We start from the raw sequence: 18,626 nt of genomic DNA on the forward strand, positions 1-18,626 counted from the left end.
TCCTTATTTCATCATTGGAATGTTAACGCCTTTTTCTTTCGCAGTTTCCACAGCTAAGTCATATCCAGCATCAACGTGACGAACAACACCCATACCAGGGTCAGAAGTTAATACGCGCTCAATACGTTTTGCTGCTGCTTCTGTTCCATCTGCAACGATAACCATTCCAGCGTGAAGTGAATAACCCATACCAACGCCGCCACCGTGGTGAACAGATACCCAGCTTGCACCGTTTACACTGTTAATTAATGCATTTAAAATTGGCCAGTCTGCTACTGCATCACTACCATCTTTCATCGCTTCTGTTTCACGGTTTGGAGATGCTACTGATCCGCAATCTAAATGGTCACGACCGATTACGATTGGTGCTGATAATTCACCATTTGCCACCATTTCATTAATAATGCGACCAAATTTCGCGCGCTCACCGTAACCTAACCAACAAATACGTGATGGAAGACCTTGGAACTCCACTTGTTGACGTGCCATACGAATCCAGTTACATAAATGCTCATTGTCAGCGAATTCGCGTAAAATTACTTCGTCTGTTTTATAAATATCTTCTGGATCACCAGAAAGTGCTACCCAGCGGAACGGTCCTTTTCCTTCACAGAATAATGGACGGATAAATGCTGGAACGAATCCTGGGAAATCGAAAGCATTTTTCAAACCTTCATCGAAAGCAACTTGGCGAATGTTATTTCCATAATCAAATGTAATTGCGCCTTTTTCTTGCATTGCAAGCATTGCTTCTACATGTTTTGTCATACTTTCTTTTGATAATTGTACGTAACGTTCTGGATCTTCTTCACGAAGTTTCGCTGCTTCTTCTAACGTATAACCTACTGGAATATAACCGTTTAATGGATCATGAGCTGAAGTTTGATCCGTAACTAAGTCAGGGATAATATTACGATTTACTAACTCAGGTAAAATTTCTGCTGCATTACCTAATAATCCAATTGAAATAGGCTCTTTCTTCTCTTTATACTCGTTTGCAATAGCCAATGCTTCTTCTAATGATTCTGTATACTTATCACAATATCTCTTTTCAATACGACGATCGATACTACGCTTATCTACATCAATCGCAATTACAACACCGCCATTCATCGTTACAGCAAGAGGTTGTGCACCACCCATACCACCTAAACCAGCAGTAAGTGTTAATGTACCTTTTAATGAACCATCGAAATGTTGACGAGCTGCTTCGCCAAATGTTTCATATGTTCCTTGTAAAATTCCTTGTGTTCCAATGTAAATCCAGCTACCTGCTGTCATTTGTCCGTACATCATAAGACCTTTTTTCTCTAGTTCACGGAAGTGATCCCAGTTCGCCCATTTTGGTACTAAGTTTGAGTTCGCTAACAGTACGCGAGGCGCATCTTCATGTGATTTGAAAATTGCAACTGGTTTTCCTGATTGAACAAGTAACGTTTCATCACTTTCCAACGTTTTTAATGAATCTACAATCGCCTGATAGCTTTCCCAGTTACGAGCTGCACGGCCAATTCCACCATATACAACTAATTCTTCTGGTTTTTCAGCAACTTCAGGATCTAAATTGTTCATTAACATTCGAAGTGCAGCCTCTTGAACCCACCCTTTCGTTTGTAACTCAGTACCTCTTGGCGCACGAATTGTTTGTTTTACTTTTTCCATTTCAATCTCTCCCTTTTCTCGTTTTATAGTGCTGCGTTTACATCCAATCTTTCTTTTATCGAATAATTCGTTTTTAACCAATGTGCAATATTTTCAATATCCGTTGAGAAGATGCGATCATTTGTAATAGATGGTACTTGCTGGCGCCCTTGATGGTAGAAGCTCTTCGTCACTGTACTCATGTTTTCAATCCCGCGATATTCTGCCGCTTGCATCGCACAAATCATCTCAATTGAAAGAACACGTCTTGCATTTTGAATAATTTGATGTGCATGGCGTGAAGCAATTGTTCCCATACTTACGTGATCTTCTTGGTTAGCTGACGACGGGATTGAATCTACACTCGCTGGATGTGCTAATGTTTTATTTTCAGAAACAAGTGATGCTGCTGCATACTGCATAATCATCGCACCAGACTGTAGTCCTGGTTCTGGACTTAAAAATGGTGGTAAATCATTTAATTGCGGGTTTACTAAGCGCTCAATACGGCGCTCCGAAATATTTGCAAGTTCCGCCATTCCTACTTTTAAGAAGTCCATCGCAAACGCAATCGGTTGACCGTGGAAGTTACCACCTGAAATTACTTTTTCCCCGCCATCAAAAATTAGCGGATTATCTGTTGCGGCATTCATTTCAATTTCTAATTTTTCTTTCACATAATTCAAAACTTGCCAAGAAGCACCGTGTACTTGCGGGATACAACGAAGTGAATAGGCATCCTGTACACGTAGTTCTCCTTGTTTTGTTGTTAACTTACTATCATGAAGAATGTCACGAATTCTGCTTGCTACATCCACTTGCTCTTTATAACCACGTGCTTTATGAACATTTTCATCAAATGCATCAATAATGCCTTGTAACCCTTCAATTGTCATCGAAGCAATTAGTTCAGCTTGATACGCCGTTGCTTCTGCTTCTATATAAGAAAGAACTCCTTGCGCTGTCATCGCCTGCGTACCATTAATTAATGCAAGACCTTCTTTCGCTTCAAGTTCAATTGGCTCAAGCCCTTCTTCTGTAAGAGCAACCATTGCATGAACGCGTTTCCCCTTATAGAACACTTCACCTTCGCCTAATAATACGAGCGCAAGATGAGATAAAGGTGCCAAATCTCCACTCGCACCAAGTGAACCTTGTTGCGGAACGACTGGGTGAATCTTACGGTTTACAAACTCAAGAAGCATATTTACAACGAGCGGTCTAACACCAGATACTCCTTTAAGCATCGTGTTCGCTCGTAAAATTAACATACCGCGTGATACTTCTTCTGGGAATGGATCGCCTATCCCACATGCATGTGACTGAATTAAATTATGCTGAAGTGCCTTCACATCATCTTTTTGGATAAGCACATCACTAAATTTTCCAAACCCAGTTGTAATACCGTAAACGACTTTTCCGTCTTCTACGATTTTCTCAACTACTTCGCGGCATTCTGCTACCTTTTGCATACTAGTTGGACAAGCTGTTACACCTTCTCCTTCAAGTAATAACCTCTTCATTTCTTCAACTGTCAATGTATGTCCTGTTAACGTAATCATCATTTTTCCTCCTTAAAAAGGCAAAAGGGGACCTTATCTTTTTAAGACAGACTTCTGTCCTAAAAAAGTAAGGCCCCCTTCTAACTAATAGACTATGGGCAAATCATATGTGATTAATTCCTAAACCAATCGCCTCATGCTCAGATCCTTTTACAGGTGCACCAATCGTTCCATAAAGCGCAACAGCAACCCATTCGCCTTCTTTTTTTCCGTCGTATGGTGTACCGCGCACAATCGCAAACCGAAGTCCTACTGTACGAAGAACGTCTGCTAACTGAATTTGACCTCTCGTCACTCCGTACAAAGCTTCCATAATTGCATGATAAAGTGCATGTGTTTCTCTGTAAACGTCTGTTTCAATAACTTGGTTGCTCTTAGCCGCTGTTTCCATTGCTGCGACAACCTTTTGCGAATTCATCGAACCCACTTTCCCCGTACAATACTTCCAACCTTTTGGAATGGATAATACAGGACTTTCATTTTCATCCGCAAGTGCCAACAGCATGGCCATACGACCAATTCGATGTGTTCCTTGAAGAAGCATGTGACTCTCTCATTTCTTTTGAATTATTTGAATATTACTTAATTTAAGAATATATGAAAACGGTTAAATCGTCAATAGTTTAAACTCACATTCAAACAATTTTTTCATCCCCTCCATTTGTGTACATAAATTATTTACACAATTTTTCCAAGCATGCTATAGTCTCACTAACAGATGCAAAGGGGCGAGATTTCAATGACGAAGCGAAAAGATATTCATTTTCGAATTGAAGAAAAATTACTTGCAAGGTTTGAAACTGCACTCCATTACGAAGGTTTAAAGAAAACCGACGTATTAACACATGCGATTCAGCAATTTTGCACGAAGGTGGAATGTGAAAAAATGAATGATGTAAAACGTCAATATAACGTTAGCAACCATTTACAAACACGCATCGACACACATACACATTACGAAGAAAAACACGTAGATTTAGATACGATTGTCATTAAACATTTACAACTTCAAGGGGAAGAAAACATATTAGAGGTTGGATGTGCTAGTGGAAAATTCCTTTCCCTTTTACAAACAAATGGTCATAAAGGCCCATTAACCGGATTGGATCAATCCGAAGCTATGCTTGCTGAGGCTGCTAAGACAAATAACTTAATAGAATGGAAACGAGGGGATGCTAGTAAACTCCCTTTCGAAACAAATTATTATGACCTAATAATCGCAAGACATATGTTATATCACATGAAAGATGTTGAAAAAACAATTCAAGGATTCCATAAAGTAATTCGTCCCGGCGGCTCACTTTTAGCTACAACAAATTCTAGCGTTACACTACCTCGTATAGTTGAAATGTGTAACCGCATGTTAGACGCATTTGATTTACCGAAAACAACATCATCAGTCACTCCATTTTGTTTAGAAAACGGTAAAGAGATATTACAATCCGTTTTTCCAACTGTTGAAGAAACAGTTATTCATAATGCGCTCGTTTTCCATCATGCTACTCCAATAGTAAACTATATTTCTAGCATGTTTCCGTCGCTAAATATACCTGATAATACATATCTTCACGCGGAAATGAAGGAATGGCTAAAAGAAGAAGTAGAAAATGAATTATCACTTCATAACGGTATATGGCGCGATCCGAAAACGTTAGCAATTTATCGATGTCAAAAAGAAAAAAGCTAGCATTTGCTAGCTTTTACACGTTTTCTCGTAAAAGTTTCTCCATTACTACATTGCCTTTACCACCATAAAAATTGGTATTATGTTCGTCTGCCACTCCAAAATAAGAGGCAATTGCTATTCCGAATGGTACAAATGCATGCCCTTGTGCTGTAATGATATTTGAGTGTTGCACAACTTCTTTATACACGAAATTTTCTATTGGAAAACAATCGAACTTTTGATAATCTATAGTCGCAGTATAAGAAATCCCCTTAAATAAGCCCGCTTTTGCTAGCGCATACGGTCCAGCGCAAATTGCCGCCACTAATTTTTCTTGTTCATGAAATTGACGAATGATTGAAAAAAGAGATTTTGCATCTTCCAACTGTACTTCTTCTCCACCTGGAATAAGTATCCCCTCATACTCATCTACACATACTTCACTTACTTCTATATGCGGCTGCACTTGCAACCCAGTTTCACTTATAATCAATTCTTTTGTTAAGCCCGCTGTTATGATTTCATACTTCGTTTTCAGCAATGCCGTTGCTACTGTTATTTCAAACTCTGCAAATGTTGGGTATACAAATAAAAGGATTTTTTTCATAGCCCTCTCTCCTTTAACCAGTACATAAAATATACCTCTAGATCGTCCACTGTTAATCTATTCGTATCCAAATAAGTTACAGGAAATTGTTTATACCAATCTTTTTCCGTTTCTACTAATTTAAATTGCTCCTCAAATGTACTTCGTTTTCTTGTCCTATCGTTATTTTTTCTATCATATACATTCTTTTTCGTCACATCTAAATAAAAAATGGCATCTGAACGACATTCTCTTAATTTATATAATTCACCTTTCAATTCAGCTTCTATATCCCACTCTTCCCCTATAATCGTTGGATAAAAGAGTGTAAAAAACTCAATGTCTTCTGGTCCGCGATCAAAAATTACGACTGAACCTTTCACATTTTGAAACTCCTTAATTTTTGCTTCGATAAACATTTTTTGATTTATGATAAACCCTTCTTTTGAATTCATATCCAAATTTAATCGCTTTCGCTTTTCTACAATTGGATAAGGATTTTCATATATAACCGAAAGCCCACATCTCTCTAACCTTTTAGCCAATGTTGTTTTTCCGCTAGCCATCGGCCCTTGCAGTGAAATTACGTATACCATACCTCTCATTCCCTTACACTTTAGTACACCTATAATATACAGAATTTTTAAAACTCTCAACATTATATATATCATCTTGTTTCTTATTCCTATCTAACTTATAATAAAAAATAGAGATTATGACGGACGCATCAATAATGTAAGCTTGGAAATCCAAGCTTACATTATTTTTTGCTTTCCCTTTTCGAATAAAAAGAGTATACTAGATTAGAACGTATGTTCTTAATGATTACATACAGTAAGGAGATAGAACAATGGTATACGACACAAAAGCAATTTCTTGGAATGAGTCTTTAAAACAACTTCAACGCCGCTATACAAACAAACAAGTTGACCGAAAAGAATTTGAGGATATTGAACTGATGGAATTCTTCCGCGATAACGACTACATTTCTTTACCTACACATATAAGCGGCCTATCAAAAACACGTTTTACTTCTTACTCTATTTTCACAACTGAAGATAAAGATCGTAAAGTTGGCACACTTATTATTGAGTATGTTGAAGACGATAATAATAATTTATGTGTTGAACAACTATACTTCGTTTAAACTATAACGCTTGGTCAAAATGACCAAGCGTTCTTGCTTTCTATGAATCTCACTGTATATAATATGAATAAAAGAAAACCGCTATCATTAAGGGGGGATATGCTTGCTCGAAGGATGGTTCAGTTGGTTCATTGTATTATGGACGGTTATTTTATTAGGGCTTATGTCTATCGGTGGATACTTTATGTTCAGAAAATTTTTAAAACGATTACCAAAAGAAGACGGCATGTCCATTTTGGATTGGGAAGAACACTACATAAATAAAACGAGACATTTATGGGCTGACGAACAAAAACAATTGTTAGAAGAGCTTGTAAGTCCTGTTCCAGAACTATTTCGCGATGTTGCAAAATCAAAGATCGCTGGAAAAATCGGGGAACTTGCATTACAAGAAAATGCCTCTCGAATTACACAAGACTTAATTATTAAAGGATATATCATTGCCACACCAAAGCGTGATCATAAATTTTTAATTAAAAAACTACAAGAAAAAAAGATTGATTATTCTAACTATCAATCTTTACTCGCAAAGTAACTCCATATTATTTTCGATAAAAAAGACAGCGCCTTTAACGCTGTCTTTTTATTTAGTACATATACAGTTTTTAAGTTAGCTTCATATCTTTTTCATTATAAAAACCATCTTCTTTTTCCATTTCCTTCTGTAATTTCGTAAAGGAACGATACATTGCAATTCTCCATGACACAATCATCGCAAACGCAAGTAAGAAGAACATGCCACTAAGTTGTCCTAAATCAAGAGATTGGCTTAAGTATGTTTTAAATACAATCCGCACGACAAGTAATCCAATTAATATAAAAACAAAGGCTTTTGAACGCTTCAAATAAATCTCTTGTCCTCTAATTTCAAATTTAGATGTTTTAATAAGAAAAATAGAGAAAATCAAACCGACACCAATCGCTTCTAACATTTCTGCTGGAGTTAATCGAAATTCAGGAAAAACATACATCAATGCGCCCGTACTCATAAAAAATGGCGGAAGTATAATTTTTTTCAATGTTGCAGGTTTCTTAGCTGCTTTTAAACGAATAAACATCGCACCGACAGCCATACAAACAGCAACGATACTGGATAAAACAACTATGTTCATATTTTCTCATCCTTTTTTGTGGCTATATGCAAAATATACTTTCATTATATGCTTTTCCGTTAGTATTTCCAACATTTTCGCAGAATAATACTAAAAACCGGTAAAACCACCAAATAAACTTGAGAAATATACGATAATTTTCGTCATCCAGTTAAAGTATAGGAAGACACCCATAACAATCATAATGTATCCTCCGACTTTCATGAAGGCCATACTATTTCTTTTAATCCAAGACATTTTCGTAATAAAAAATGACAGTACGAAAAACGGGATAGCAAATCCAAGTATGTAAGCAATCATGTAAATCATTGCTGATTCTGGATTTGTTGCTGCTAATCCAATTACGGACACTAGAATTGGTCCGGTACATGGCGTCCACCCTGCTGCAAAAGCTAATCCAATTAGTACTGATCCAAAATAGCCACTTGGACGATTTTTAAATGTAAATTTACGGTCTTGCATTAAAAATTTCGGCTTAAACACCCCGACAATAATTAAACCGAACACGATGATAAAGATACCACCTAACTGTCTGATTAAATCTTTATAGTCAGTAAAGATTCCTCCAATAAAACTTGTACCAAATCCAATTGCAATAAATATAATTGAAAATCCAAGTAAGAAAAACGCTGTATGTATCATACTTCTTTTGCGAAGCATTGCATTTTCTTCTTTCAATTCAGAAACCGACATACCTGTTATGTACGATAAAAATGCCGGATAAAGCGGTAAGCAACATGGGGAAATAAATGATAAGAACCCGGCGCCAAACGCTAAAAAAATACTAATATCTTGCATCATTCCACTCCTCTCCCTAAATATTGTAACAAAAACACATAAAAATACTATGAACAATTCGTGAAATCACTTTTACAACGTGGTAATAAGAAAAACCATACTTCCTCACAGTTTCTAATAAAACGTTTTCATTTCCTTCTATTATATAGAAAAAAATCAAATGCATTATGAAACTCCTTTAATTGTTATTAACATAACAAAGGTAACATAGTTTCTCAAATAATTAGCACGCTACTAGTACGCCTATTTACATATTGGTTTAAAAAATATTTTTTTCAAATGCTGTCTCTATACAATGCAAAGTTGATTTTATAATACTTCTACTATTAATAATTCCAAGATTATGCATAAATATCATACTTTTATTATTATTCTATAAAATGTCATACTTTTCTTTCATTTGACCCTTTATTTCTAATTTTGTATACTTCCCTCTAGTTATATATTTTCGATACGGAACAACTTCATATAGATGGGAGGAATTTTTCATGCTTCGTTATTCTCTTTTAGTTTTATTAGGAGCGTGTAGTTATGGAATTTTAGCTATTTTTGTTAAGCTTGCATATGCAGAAGGATTTTCACTTGGAGAGGTAATTGGCAGCCAATATTTGTTCGGTTGGATTATTTTGCTTGCTATTACACTTCTATTTTCTAGACATCGCGTTCCTTTAAAGCAAGCATTACTTTTATTCGTTGCAGGAACATCTGCAAGTTTTACCGGAATTTTTTATTATGCTTCATTAAAAACTGTACCAGCTTCTATTGCAATTATTCTTTTATTCCAATTCGTTTGGGTCGGAATTATCATTGAAGCAGTCGCAACAAAAACATTACCTTCAAGAGAAAAAGTTATTTCTGTTATTTTCTTACTTGTAGGGACATTTTTATCCAGTGGTTTACTAGAACAATCAGCAGGTGCTTTCGATACGACTGGAATCATTTTAGGTTTATTATCTGCTGTTACATTCGCAACATACATTTTCGTGAGCGGAAAAGTTGCTGTTGAAGTACCTTCATTACCGCGCGGTGTTCTCTTAATGACTGGTGCTTTAACTTTAGTCATGATTGTATTCCCACCAACATTTATTTTTAATGGTGCCATTTCTCAAGGTCTTTGGAAATACGGTTTAGGATTAGGAACATTTAGTATCGTCATTCCATCTATTGCCTTTACAATCGGGATTCCAAAAATCGGTTCTGGCTTAGCGACTATTCTTGGTGCAGCGGAACTACCAGTTACAACAATTATGTCCGTATTCGTTTTAAAAGAGGCTGTACTATCTTCACAATGGTTCGGTGTATCACTTATATTAATTGGGATTGCAATCCCGCAAATTGCATACGCAATGCGTGGACGTTATCGTAAACATCATACGCATAAAAAAGTCGCAGCATAAAGTGAAACTTTAATTAGTTGAACCAATCGGGCTTTTATGGGATAAACGAGAGAGGATTTTCATTTGAGAATCCTCTCTTTTATTGTTGTATACTTATGGTAAATATTTTGCTGAAGAAAGAAGGCATACTACATGGTATCTATTTCAAATCAACTAAAAGAAAAACTTATTTCCATCCGTCGACATTTACATGAGTATCCAGAACTATCATATGAAGAGTTCGAAACAACAAAAGCAATAAAAAATTGGTTAGAAGAAAAAAACATTACTATCATTGATTCCAATTTAGAAACAGGAATTATCGCTGAAGTGTCTGGTAATAAAAACGGGCCAATTGTAGCAGTTCGTGCTGATATTGATGCCCTTCCTATTCAAGAAGAAACACATTTGTCCTATGCATCTAAAGTACGAGGGAAAATGCATGCTTGTGGACACGATTTTCATACAGCTGCTATTTTAGGTACTGCTTTCTTATTAAAAGAAAGAGAATCTTCCCTAAATGGAACGATTCGCTTCATATTCCAACCAGCTGAAGAAAGTAGTAATGGCGCTTGCAAAGTTATTGATGCTGGACATTTACGTAATGTGCAAGCGATTTTCGGCATGCATAATAAACCTGATTTACCAGTAGGTACAATTGGCATTAAAGATGGTCCACTGATGGCCGGAGTTGATCGATTTGAAATTGAAATTCACGGAGTTGGTACACACGCGGCTGTACCAGATGCTGGCGTAGATCCTATTGTCGCATCCTCTCAAATTGTGATGGCACTGCAAACAATTGTAAGCCGAAATATAAGTTCATCTCATAATGCGATTGTTAGTGTTACAAATATTCATGCAGGAAATACGTGGAACGTGATTCCTGAAAAAGCTACGTTAGAAGGAACGATTCGCACGTTCCAAGCTGAAACACGTGAAAAGATTCCAGCACTCATGGAGCGTATTATTAAAGGTGTATCTGATGCATTAGGTGTAAAAACGAAATTCCGTTTTTATTCAGGTCCTCCTGCTGTTCACAACGATAAAGCTCTTACAGACTTATCTACTCAAGTTGCCACAAAGATGAATCTTAATATCATCTCGCCTAGTCCGTCAATGGCTGGAGAAGATTTCTCATTTTACCAACAGGAAATACCAGGTTCATTCGTCTTTATGGGAACGAGCGGTACACATGAATGGCATCATCCTGCTTTTACAATTAATGAAGAGGCATTGCCTATAAGTGCAGAATACTTTGCTTTACTAGCCGAAAGAGCACTTAAACAATTCTCATAAAAAAAGCCGTTCAAAGTGCATCTCAGCACCCTGAACGGCTTTTCTTATTAAGTTAAATCACGTTTTAAAAACACAGTATATGAAATACATAAAAATACGAACAAATAAAGTAGCAACATACATGATGCAAACGGGAATGTTACTCCATCAATAAAACTTCCATTCTTTGAAATACTATATAAATCTGTGTTTGCTGGCAATAAATATTTCGCCCAGTTATATCTAGTGGCTGCTAATAACGCAATATTGCCTGATAAAGCAAGGAATAGTGAAATACCAATTGCACCTCCACTAGATCTCGTTAACACAGAAATCATAAATGCAAACGATGCGTACACAACCGTTGGTAACCACGATAAAACATAATATTTACTTGCTTCTACAAAAATGTTTTGTTTTATTATATTTCCATCTTGGAAAATAAACTCACTCCATGCAGGCTGTTGGAATTTATAAATAACAAGTCCATATAAAGCAGAGAAGAACATATTAAATATAAATAATAAAGCTGCAAATATAACGATTGCTAAAAATTTTGCTGTTAAAATTTTAAAGCGACTCGCTGGTCGTATCGTTAAAAATTTATATGTTCCCCAGCTATATTCATTCGCAAAAATTGTACTTGCATACACGAGGATAAATGGGAGCAAAATTGGAAATACGATAAAACCTGTATCTCTCATGAAAGAAAGTGGAGAACTGCTTGCCGGTGCTGTATCTGTATCTAAATGCTTCATCTTAAGCTGGTATTCTTTTACAAGCTCATCCCCTGATTTTTCTGCTAAAATAGCTTCTTTTTTCATGCCAAGCTTTTTCTCAATTTCTACAGTACGTTCTGTATAATCTACTTTCCATCCTTTTGTTTCCGGTTCAAAATACTTTACCGTAACCCACCCTAATCCGATTATTAATACTGCAATAACCGCAAATGGAATAATCGTTCGCTTCCGCTTAAATATTTTATACAGTTCGTTATATACTAAATTAAACAATATCTTTTCCCCCTGTTAATTCTAAAAATTGCTCTTCTAACGTTTTTCTTTCTTCATATACACGATACACTTGAATATTTTTCTCAAGCAATGTACGAATAACATTTGGGATTTCTTCATCTTTTACATTAATAAGTAATTCATTATCTTTTACTAAAACATCATGCCCTAATATTTCCGCTGCTTTATTCGCATCATCTACACGTATACGGATCGTCTCCATCTCTTCGCTTTGGCTATGCTGAATATTTTGCGTAGCCACATATTCCCCGTGCTGAATAATGATAACTCTGTCACACATTAATTCAACTTCTGAAAGTAAGTGACTTGATACAAGTACAGCTTTTCCTTGTTCATGTGCAATTTTTTTTATGTACATTCTCATTTCATGTATTCCACTAGGGTCTAATCCATTCGTCGGTTCATCTAGTACCAACACATCCGGATCGTGAATAAGCGCCTGAGCGATTCCTAAACGTTGTCTCATGCCGAGTGAATATGCCTTTACTTTACGATTAATTACTTGTCCCATTCCTAACAATTTCACTACTTCATCGATACGCCCTTCGGTCACATTACCATTCATTCGTCCGAAATATGTTAAATTTTCATACCCGCTCAAAAACGGATAAAATTCGGGTGTCTCAATTACCGCCCCAATTTTCGCAGCGGTTTTTTCAAATTGCTGTTTCACAGATTGACCATCAATCCATACTTCACCTTCTGTCATACGGATCATACCAACCATCATTCTCATTAAAGTCGTTTTTCCAGCACCGTTTGGTCCGAGTAAACCGACAACCTCGCCTTTTTTCACTTCAAAACTAATATTTTGTACAAGTGTCTTTGAGCCGATTCGCTTCGTTAACCGATCGACTTTTACAATTGATTGTTCATTTGTCATTCTATACAACCTTTCCTTCCCATTCTTTGTCAGGTCTTTTCACTGTAACATGATTATTTTTACGTGTAAAATAGAAAAAAGCATGATTTCTCATGCCCTTTCTTTAAACCGCAACGAATTTTCATCTTTTAAACTTCGAACAAATCGATAACATTGCATCATCGATATTAAAACGACAGTCACCATAATTACACTAATAATTACAACTGCATATATTGTAATTGGCGCACTATTTATTCCTTGTATCCCTGCGATTTTCATAAAGATAACCGTGAATAATTTCAAAAATAGCATCCCATTAATTAATCCAAAAACAAATGCTGCTCCATAAATGAATAATTGCTCCTGACATAATACACATAGTACCTCTTTTCTTTTCATATTTTCTGCTACATAAGATATAAACTCCTCTCTCCTCACTAGCAAAAGGGAGTACATCATTTTATATGTAGTAAAAATACATATGAAAATTAGTACAATAAACAGTGTGTAAAAATACATTTGAAATACAAATGCATCCCCTACTTTCAAAATAGCTCCTTCATTAAATTGTAACGATATCATAAAAAACAAAATCATAGTACTCATAGCAATCCACATAAATTGCTTCATCCTTTTGGTAGCAAATGTTCTAATATTTTTTCTCGCTAACCGACATAAAGACATAAAATTCTTCCCCTACCTTATTACATACGCATTCTATACTACTAGTGTATAAAAATATGACATTTTAAACATCGCACTACAATCGGAATTTCTTCTAAGTCTTTAGTCCTAGAAAACGAAATGATAAAAAATCACATTTAGAATATAATTGTAAAAAGGAGGAGATTGCATGCGTATAAAATTACTATCAATCTTGTGTTTATTATTACTCACAAGTTGTAGCCAAATAAAAAACAATGAAGTTGCCATTGTTGAGCCATACAAATTAACAAAAGAGCAAGCTTCTATTTTACAAATGACTCCTTTTCAAGAAGGAAATAGCATGTTTTATAACGTTACTCTTAAAAATGATAAAGATGAAATAAATGCTACAATTGATTATTATAACAATGGTAAAAAAACAAAAGAAATTGCTAATATAGCTACCTCACATTTTTCAAAAAAGAAAGTAAAGCTTTCTTTTTTACCACCACATTTCCAATTCGATAAAGATATACAAGAAAAAAGGCAGTGGTATCTGAATATTGAAGGTGGTTCAACACTTGTTCCTGAAGAAGCGCCACCAAGCGTAAATAGCTCTGCAACTACTACAATCCAATCTATAAAAAATTTAAAATACAATCAAAAAACAACTTTAGCTGCTGTAATCCAAACCAGTAAAGAAACTGTAAGCGTTCCTACCATTGATGAAGAAACAGGTATTGATCTACTCTTAAAAAAAAATGAACACGTTTATCTATTTAGTATCGAGCTAAAAAAAGAACAATAAAGCGGAAATGCAACTTAAGTTGCATTTCCGCTTTATTGTTTAATAAGGTGTACTTTTATGGATTTGAATTAAATCCATATTCTGTTACTACTATTGCTCATCTTCTACTTCTATTCTTTTCTTCTCTCTTGCAATTTTTAAAAACTCTAGCAGCTCTGGATTACTATTCATTTTTTTGTAAGCCACTGACATTTCTGCAACAAAATTAGAATCATATAACTCTTTATATACAACTTCTGTTTTATATAACTTATTTGCCGACACGGGTATTACTGTAATTCCAATCCCTGCTGCTACAAGCCCCATAACTGTTTGATACTCTGTTGCTTCTTGTACAATACGCGGACTAAATCCAACTTCTCTGCAAAGAGATAAAATTGTATCATACAAAGCTGGCCATACTGGTCTCGTAATAAATACAAACGGCTCATCTCGTAAATCTTCTATATGTATTTCATCTTTCTCTGCAAGTGGATGTGCCTTTGGTAAACATAAGGTGCATGATAACCTTTGAATTGGCTCTAATTCTAATAATTGCGTTGGAATTGGTGGACGTAAAAAGCCAATATCGATACGGTTATCATGAAGTGCATGAACTTGATCTGGTGTTGACAATTCATGTAATGCAACAGACACTCTCGGAAATTTTTTTCTATATTCCCTAACAATTGATGGTAAAATATCATATATCGCCGCACCTACAAAACCAATTGAAAGTGATCCTACTTCTCCCCTTTGCGCACTTTGTGCAACTTCTACTGCTTTTTCAATTTGTTCAAACGCCTTTTTTACTTCTTTTAAAAACATTTCTCCTGCTTCTGTTAGTTCAACCTTTCTTTTCGTTCTTGAAAATAATGTAACTCCCATTTCTTTTTCTAATTGCTGTATTTGTTGACTAAGTGGTGGTTGTGTCATTTGTAAACGAGCAGCCGCCCGTCCAAAGTGTAACTCTTCTGCCACAACAATAAAATATTGCAAATGCCGTAATTCCATTTTTGGACACCCTTTTCACTTTCGATTAATATGTCTAATATATTAATAACATATAATTTATATATTAGACAAATATTTTGAATGAACGTATAGTAGAAATTGTTAATTCTTTTTTACAATTTTTATGTAAAAAAAGAAAGAGGTGGTTACTGTATGAAATGGTGGAAGTTAAGCGGACAAATTTTATTACTATTTTGTTTCGCTTGGACAGGTGAATGGATTGCAAAACAGGCACACCTCCCAGTTCCAGGAAGTATAATCGGTATTTTTTTATTATTAATTTCATTAAAATTTAACCTAGTTAAAAAAGAATGGATACAGGACGGAGCAGATTTTTTATTAAAAGAACTTATTTTATTTTTCATCCCTTCTGCAGTCGCTGTCATACGTTACAGAGATACACTAACACAATATGGAATCGATCTCATTTTAATTATTATGATTAGCACTCTTTGCGTTACCTTAGTTACAGGACTTTTAACAGAATTGCTACTAAAGCGGAAAGGATCAACGCAATGATCGGATTTCTTTGTTTACTATTAACACTATTCACATATTGGCTATCAAAAAAAATGTATCAACGTTGGAATTGGAGTCTACTTTCTCCTCTTCTCGTCTGTCCCATTATTTTAATTGCTTTATTGCTCGGATTAGATACACCTTATGAAACATATGAATCTGGTGGTCACTGGTTAACTGAATTATTAAAGCCCGCAACAGTTGCTTTTGCATGGCCAATCTATAAATACTTTGATTTATTAAAGAAACATGGAATGGCTATCTTACTTAATGTCATTGTCGGTTCGTTTTTATCAGTCATTACTTCAGCACTACTAGCAAATTATTTTCAAATTGATTCATCACTAGAACATAGTTTAGCGCCACATATCGTAACAACACCAATCGCAATGGCTATTTCAGAAATGATTGGTGGTATGTCACAATTAACTGCTGTATTTGTCGTTTTAACTGCCTTAACAGGAGCATTGCTCGGCCCTTCTCTCATACGTATTTGCCGTATTAAAACAGCAATCGCAAAAGGTATTATGTTAGGAACAAGCGCAAATGGAACCGGTACATCAAAAGCATTCGAAATCGGTCCTGTGGAAGGAACAATTGCAAGTTTATCTATGCTTTTAACAGCAGGCGCTAGTTTAGTTATCGTTCCGCTTTTCTTATCTTGGATACATTAAAGAAGCAAGTATTTACATACTTGCTTCTTTATCTATATATTGGCACAGCAATTCATAATCCTCTGGAAAAGCTAAACACAATTGTTCAACTTCATGTATCCCTTTCCAAGCAATTTCATGTATTAACTCATCAGGATCTTGGATTTTCATATTACCGCCTATTTGTTTAACAAAATAATAATGGACATACACTGGAACACCGTATGTAATACCCTCTTTTTCATATATTTTATTTACAACTTCCACATTGTAACCTGTTTCTTCCCAAACTTCCCTGATACAACATTCTTCTAGTGTCTCTCCCTTTTCAAGTCCTCCACTTGGGACAGACCACCTTTTTTCTTCTCCCTCTTTGCCCTGCAATACCATTAAAACTTCATTTTTTTCATTTACACATACCGCTGCACTACCTATCCATCTCTCCATAAACATCCCTCCCCTACTAAAATTCGCCTTCTTTATTATTTTCCCCTTGAAAAAAAGAGGAAAATAATAAAACAATGACGAAAAATTACATCAACTTCATAGACAATCCCTTCTTAGAAATTAAAACTGGAAGGATGAAAATATGATTTCTAATTATGTTGTGGAATGTGTCTTTTGTGAAGAAAATCGAAAACCTCGCCAAGCTATTGTCACAGTTCCCGCCACTACTCAGCTACTAGCCCTTGAAAAAGTGCGCGCGGAATGCAAACGTCGCTTCGGAAAAACTGTATTATTGCAAACAGAAATTAAAGAAGAAATAATTTTCGAACAAAAAGAAAGCTGACCATAAATTGGTCAGCTTTCATATCCGATCATATTTTCACATGAAGATTAGGGGCATCCTCTTTAAGGATCGGGATTTTCCCATTATGTACGTTCCATAATGGTCATCGAACAATATATTTCTATGCAATTAACTATTGAATAGAATAGGGCAAAACTTGTTCGCATTTTTAGAAAAGGGATAGGGATATAATTCAAGTAGTACTTCGAATACTCGAACTTTACACTCATAATATTAAAACAAATCCTTTTATATGGGAAATATGAATTACCTATATAATTCATTCGTAAAATATATTAATAGTTTGCTATATTAATTTTATCCTGCTATTTGTAAGCAGTAACCCCCTACTGATTATAATTTCACTTTATTCCATCAATAGCATACAACCAGCTAAAACCGGTGTCATAATCATCGAAAACCTCAAAAGCGTTCGCGGTGCATAATTTGTAAACTTCGCGCCAATGTATGCCCCTAACATGGTCCCAATCAATACTTGTAATAACAATATATAATCTAAATATCCTTCCGAACTATATCCTATCCCGCCTCCAATTGCAATCGGTAATATAACAAGCATTGTTGTCCCTACAGATTGCTGAATCGTAAGTCCCAATAGAACCATTAATCCAAGTTGAATAAACGGTGCAGAACCAATCCCAAATGAACCAGCCATCATTCCAGTAACTAATCCAAGGCATACACATTTCAACAAGTAGTTCACGGAAAACTCTTTATGTTTATATAAAGACGACTTTTCTTTGTTTTGGAACATAATTAATTTAATAAACATAAAAATTGCCGATAAAAATAACATCCCAGCTGTAAACCAATGAAGAAGATGTGCTGGTATAAGTGAACCAAATTTAGAACCAATATAAGAGCCAATTGCGCCAAATCCCCCAACAATCCCGCCTATAATAAGTGCAACATTGCCTTCACGGTAATGACTTACAACACCTGATAATGTCGTAAATGCCATTGCAGTTAAAGATGTTGCAAGAGCAACATGAATAGGGATTTGGAATACTAAAGTGAGTATCGCGATAATAAACCCAGCTCCTCCAGCTCCAACAAATCCTAATAAAATACCCATTACTAACATTGTTATAATTATTGCCACAGACTTTCCCTCCAGTAACACAATTATCCA

Annotated in this window: 23 protein-coding genes; 9 read left to right on the forward strand and 14 right to left on the reverse strand. The window is 35.5% G+C overall.

The annotated features are described in order from the left end of the window. Window positions 1–3 precede the first annotated feature (3 nt). From hutU to hutP, 3 genes are all read right to left on the reverse strand, one after another. Window positions 4–1,662 carry a urocanate hydratase gene (hutU, locus tag AC3EMB_RS17865; RefSeq protein WP_071731651.1) on the reverse strand — a complete coding sequence of 553 codons (1,659 nt, stop codon included), beginning with the start codon at window positions 1,660–1,662 and terminating at the stop codon, window positions 4–6. Window positions 1,663–1,685: 23 nt separating this feature from the next. Further along, window positions 1,686–3,203 carry a histidine ammonia-lyase gene (gene hutH, locus AC3EMB_RS17870; RefSeq protein WP_000631871.1) on the reverse strand — a complete coding sequence of 506 codons (1,518 nt, stop codon included), beginning with the start codon at window positions 3,201–3,203 and terminating at the stop codon, window positions 1,686–1,688. 103 nt (window positions 3,204–3,306) lie between these two features. Beyond that, a complete protein-coding gene (gene hutP, locus AC3EMB_RS17875) occupies window positions 3,307–3,747 on the reverse strand; it encodes a histidine utilization transcription antiterminator HutP (protein ID WP_000926516.1) in 441 nt (146 codons plus the stop codon). A 195-nt stretch (window positions 3,748–3,942) separates the two neighbouring features. On the opposite strand from hutP, the gene AC3EMB_RS17880 reads away from it, so the two are divergent. Continuing rightward, a complete protein-coding gene (locus AC3EMB_RS17880) occupies window positions 3,943–4,890 on the forward strand; it encodes a class I SAM-dependent methyltransferase (RefSeq protein WP_071731652.1) in 948 nt (315 codons plus the stop codon). 13 nt (window positions 4,891–4,903) lie between these two features. On the opposite strand, the gene AC3EMB_RS17885 is transcribed toward AC3EMB_RS17880, so the two are convergent. Both AC3EMB_RS17885 and AC3EMB_RS17890 read right to left on the reverse strand, forming a co-directional pair. After that, window positions 4,904–5,476: a DJ-1/PfpI family protein gene (locus AC3EMB_RS17885; RefSeq protein ID WP_071731653.1), complete on the reverse strand. Its 573-nt coding sequence runs from the start codon at window positions 5,474–5,476 to the stop codon at window positions 4,904–4,906. Next, window positions 5,473–6,060, reverse strand: a complete 588-nt coding sequence (locus AC3EMB_RS17890) for an AAA family ATPase (RefSeq protein ID WP_140157222.1) — start codon at window positions 6,058–6,060, stop codon at window positions 5,473–5,475. The genes AC3EMB_RS17885 and AC3EMB_RS17890 overlap by 4 nt, the downstream gene beginning before the upstream one ends. A 245-nt stretch (window positions 6,061–6,305) precedes the next feature. Here AC3EMB_RS17890 and AC3EMB_RS17895 point away from each other — a divergent pair, with 245 nt between their 5' ends. Together AC3EMB_RS17895 and AC3EMB_RS17900 are read left to right on the forward strand one after the other, a co-directional pair. After that, entirely contained in the window at window positions 6,306–6,602 is a 297-nt protein-coding gene (locus tag AC3EMB_RS17895; RefSeq protein ID WP_000262400.1) for a hypothetical protein, read from the forward strand. A gap of 103 nt (window positions 6,603–6,705) precedes the next feature. Further along, window positions 6,706–7,137: a DUF2621 domain-containing protein gene (locus tag AC3EMB_RS17900; protein WP_000889378.1), complete on the forward strand. Its 432-nt coding sequence runs from the start codon at window positions 6,706–6,708 to the stop codon at window positions 7,135–7,137. Between the two features lie 70 nt (window positions 7,138–7,207). On the opposite strand, the gene AC3EMB_RS17905 is transcribed toward AC3EMB_RS17900, so the two are convergent. From AC3EMB_RS17905 to AC3EMB_RS17915, 3 genes are all read right to left on the reverse strand, one after another. Then, the gene (locus AC3EMB_RS17905) at window positions 7,208–7,714 is read right to left on the reverse strand and encodes a CcdC family protein (protein WP_001028640.1); all 507 of its coding nucleotides are present in this window, start codon (window positions 7,712–7,714) and stop codon (window positions 7,208–7,210) included. A 90-nt stretch (window positions 7,715–7,804) separates the two neighbouring features. Beyond that, on the reverse strand, window positions 7,805–8,512 hold the full coding sequence (ccdA, locus tag AC3EMB_RS17910) for a cytochrome c-type biogenesis protein CcdA (protein WP_001152676.1): 708 nt from the start codon (window positions 8,510–8,512) through the stop codon (window positions 7,805–7,807). 16 nt (window positions 8,513–8,528) lie between these two features. Beyond that, window positions 8,529–8,678: a peptidase T gene (locus tag AC3EMB_RS17915; RefSeq protein WP_071731654.1), complete on the reverse strand. Its 150-nt coding sequence runs from the start codon at window positions 8,676–8,678 to the stop codon at window positions 8,529–8,531. Window positions 8,679–9,000: 322 nt separating this feature from the next. On the opposite strand from AC3EMB_RS17915, the gene AC3EMB_RS17920 reads away from it, so the two are divergent. Both AC3EMB_RS17920 and AC3EMB_RS17925 read left to right on the forward strand, forming a co-directional pair. Next, window positions 9,001–9,909 (forward strand): EamA family transporter, encoded by a 909-nt coding sequence (locus AC3EMB_RS17920; RefSeq protein WP_000947043.1) that lies wholly within the window; start codon window positions 9,001–9,003, stop codon window positions 9,907–9,909. 132 nt (window positions 9,910–10,041) lie between these two features. Continuing rightward, entirely contained in the window at window positions 10,042–11,187 is a 1,146-nt protein-coding gene (locus tag AC3EMB_RS17925) for a M20 peptidase aminoacylase family protein (protein WP_488517207.1), read from the forward strand. A 47-nt stretch (window positions 11,188–11,234) separates the two neighbouring features. Here the strand turns inward: AC3EMB_RS17925 and AC3EMB_RS17930 are convergent, their stop codons facing one another. From AC3EMB_RS17930 to AC3EMB_RS17940, 3 genes are all read right to left on the reverse strand, one after another. Beyond that, window positions 11,235–12,179 carry an ABC transporter permease gene (locus AC3EMB_RS17930; protein ID WP_071731656.1) on the reverse strand — a complete coding sequence of 315 codons (945 nt, stop codon included), beginning with the start codon at window positions 12,177–12,179 and terminating at the stop codon, window positions 11,235–11,237. Further along, entirely contained in the window at window positions 12,172–13,083 is a 912-nt protein-coding gene (locus AC3EMB_RS17935) for an ABC transporter ATP-binding protein (protein ID WP_071731657.1), read from the reverse strand. Before AC3EMB_RS17935 ends, AC3EMB_RS17930 begins: the two co-directional genes overlap by 8 nt. Window positions 13,084–13,173: 90 nt before the next feature. Continuing rightward, entirely contained in the window at window positions 13,174–13,749 is a 576-nt protein-coding gene (locus tag AC3EMB_RS17940) for an FtsX-like permease family protein (RefSeq protein ID WP_071731658.1), read from the reverse strand. Between the two features lie 169 nt (window positions 13,750–13,918). On the opposite strand from AC3EMB_RS17940, the gene AC3EMB_RS17945 reads away from it, so the two are divergent. Beyond that, window positions 13,919–14,518 carry a histidine kinase gene (locus tag AC3EMB_RS17945; RefSeq protein WP_071731659.1) on the forward strand — a complete coding sequence of 200 codons (600 nt, stop codon included), beginning with the start codon at window positions 13,919–13,921 and terminating at the stop codon, window positions 14,516–14,518. Window positions 14,519–14,608: 90 nt separating this feature from the next. On the opposite strand, the gene alsR is transcribed toward AC3EMB_RS17945, so the two are convergent. Then, window positions 14,609–15,511 (reverse strand): acetoin biosynthesis transcriptional regulator AlsR, encoded by a 903-nt coding sequence (gene alsR, locus AC3EMB_RS17950; RefSeq protein WP_098852927.1) that lies wholly within the window; start codon window positions 15,509–15,511, stop codon window positions 14,609–14,611. Window positions 15,512–15,664: 153 nt separating this feature from the next. On the opposite strand from alsR, the gene AC3EMB_RS17955 reads away from it, so the two are divergent. Both AC3EMB_RS17955 and AC3EMB_RS17960 read left to right on the forward strand, forming a co-directional pair. Continuing rightward, complete coding sequence (locus tag AC3EMB_RS17955) at window positions 15,665–16,030, forward strand: CidA/LrgA family holin-like protein (RefSeq protein ID WP_000872365.1); 366 nt, start codon at window positions 15,665–15,667, stop codon at window positions 16,028–16,030. Beyond that, window positions 16,027–16,704 (forward strand): LrgB family protein, encoded by a 678-nt coding sequence (locus AC3EMB_RS17960; RefSeq protein WP_000578965.1) that lies wholly within the window; start codon window positions 16,027–16,029, stop codon window positions 16,702–16,704. The genes AC3EMB_RS17955 and AC3EMB_RS17960 overlap by 4 nt, the downstream gene beginning before the upstream one ends. A gap of 12 nt (window positions 16,705–16,716) precedes the next feature. On the opposite strand, the gene AC3EMB_RS17965 is transcribed toward AC3EMB_RS17960, so the two are convergent. Continuing rightward, window positions 16,717–17,130, reverse strand: a complete 414-nt coding sequence (locus tag AC3EMB_RS17965; protein WP_000442975.1) for an NUDIX hydrolase — start codon at window positions 17,128–17,130, stop codon at window positions 16,717–16,719. 142 nt (window positions 17,131–17,272) lie between these two features. On the opposite strand from AC3EMB_RS17965, the gene AC3EMB_RS17970 reads away from it, so the two are divergent. Beyond that, window positions 17,273–17,473, forward strand: a complete 201-nt coding sequence (locus AC3EMB_RS17970) for a DUF3903 domain-containing protein (RefSeq protein ID WP_000625226.1) — start codon at window positions 17,273–17,275, stop codon at window positions 17,471–17,473. A gap of 367 nt (window positions 17,474–17,840) precedes the next feature. Here AC3EMB_RS17970 and AC3EMB_RS17975 read toward each other — a convergent pair whose 3' ends face one another. After that, window positions 17,841–18,596 (reverse strand): sulfite exporter TauE/SafE family protein, encoded by a 756-nt coding sequence (locus AC3EMB_RS17975; RefSeq protein ID WP_000974667.1) that lies wholly within the window; start codon window positions 18,594–18,596, stop codon window positions 17,841–17,843. Window positions 18,597–18,626 lie beyond the last annotated feature (30 nt).

Source organism: Bacillus sp. LQ16 (assembly GCF_057784645.1).

Bases quoted from the DNA above. Each gene is read 5' to 3' on its own strand.
- AC3EMB_RS17925 (WP_488517207.1), top strand. From the start codon at position 10,042: ATGGTATCTATTTCAAATCAACTAAAAGAAAAACTTATTTCCATCCGT.
- hutP (WP_000926516.1), bottom strand. From the start codon at position 3,747: ATGCTTCTTCAAGGAACACATCGAATTGGTCGTATGGCCATGCTGTTG.
- alsR (WP_098852927.1), bottom strand. From the start codon at position 15,511: ATGGAATTACGGCATTTGCAATATTTTATTGTTGTGGCAGAAGAGTTA.
- AC3EMB_RS17970 (WP_000625226.1), top strand. From the start codon at position 17,273: ATGATTTCTAATTATGTTGTGGAATGTGTCTTTTGTGAAGAAAATCGA.
- AC3EMB_RS17965 (WP_000442975.1), bottom strand. From the start codon at position 17,130: ATGGAGAGATGGATAGGTAGTGCAGCGGTATGTGTAAATGAAAAAAAT.
- AC3EMB_RS17920 (WP_000947043.1), top strand. From the start codon at position 9,001: ATGCTTCGTTATTCTCTTTTAGTTTTATTAGGAGCGTGTAGTTATGGA.
- AC3EMB_RS17935 (WP_071731657.1), bottom strand. From the start codon at position 13,083: ATGACAAATGAACAATCAATTGTAAAAGTCGATCGGTTAACGAAGCGA.
- AC3EMB_RS17895 (WP_000262400.1), top strand. From the start codon at position 6,306: ATGGTATACGACACAAAAGCAATTTCTTGGAATGAGTCTTTAAAACAA.
- AC3EMB_RS17940 (WP_071731658.1), bottom strand. From the start codon at position 13,749: ATGTCTTTATGTCGGTTAGCGAGAAAAAATATTAGAACATTTGCTACC.
- AC3EMB_RS17880 (WP_071731652.1), top strand. From the start codon at position 3,943: ATGACGAAGCGAAAAGATATTCATTTTCGAATTGAAGAAAAATTACTT.
- AC3EMB_RS17955 (WP_000872365.1), top strand. From the start codon at position 15,665: ATGAAATGGTGGAAGTTAAGCGGACAAATTTTATTACTATTTTGTTTC.
- AC3EMB_RS17960 (WP_000578965.1), top strand. From the start codon at position 16,027: ATGATCGGATTTCTTTGTTTACTATTAACACTATTCACATATTGGCTA.
- hutH (WP_000631871.1), bottom strand. From the start codon at position 3,203: ATGATTACGTTAACAGGACATACATTGACAGTTGAAGAAATGAAGAGG.
- AC3EMB_RS17945 (WP_071731659.1), top strand. From the start codon at position 13,919: ATGCGTATAAAATTACTATCAATCTTGTGTTTATTATTACTCACAAGT.
- ccdA (WP_001152676.1), bottom strand. From the start codon at position 8,512: ATGCAAGATATTAGTATTTTTTTAGCGTTTGGCGCCGGGTTCTTATCA.
- AC3EMB_RS17915 (WP_071731654.1), bottom strand. From the start codon at position 8,678: ATGCATTTGATTTTTTTCTATATAATAGAAGGAAATGAAAACGTTTTA.
- hutU (WP_071731651.1), bottom strand. From the start codon at position 1,662: ATGGAAAAAGTAAAACAAACAATTCGTGCGCCAAGAGGTACTGAGTTA.
- AC3EMB_RS17905 (WP_001028640.1), bottom strand. From the start codon at position 7,714: ATGAACATAGTTGTTTTATCCAGTATCGTTGCTGTTTGTATGGCTGTC.
- AC3EMB_RS17890 (WP_140157222.1), bottom strand. From the start codon at position 6,060: ATGAGAGGTATGGTATACGTAATTTCACTGCAAGGGCCGATGGCTAGC.
- AC3EMB_RS17885 (WP_071731653.1), bottom strand. From the start codon at position 5,476: ATGAAAAAAATCCTTTTATTTGTATACCCAACATTTGCAGAGTTTGAA.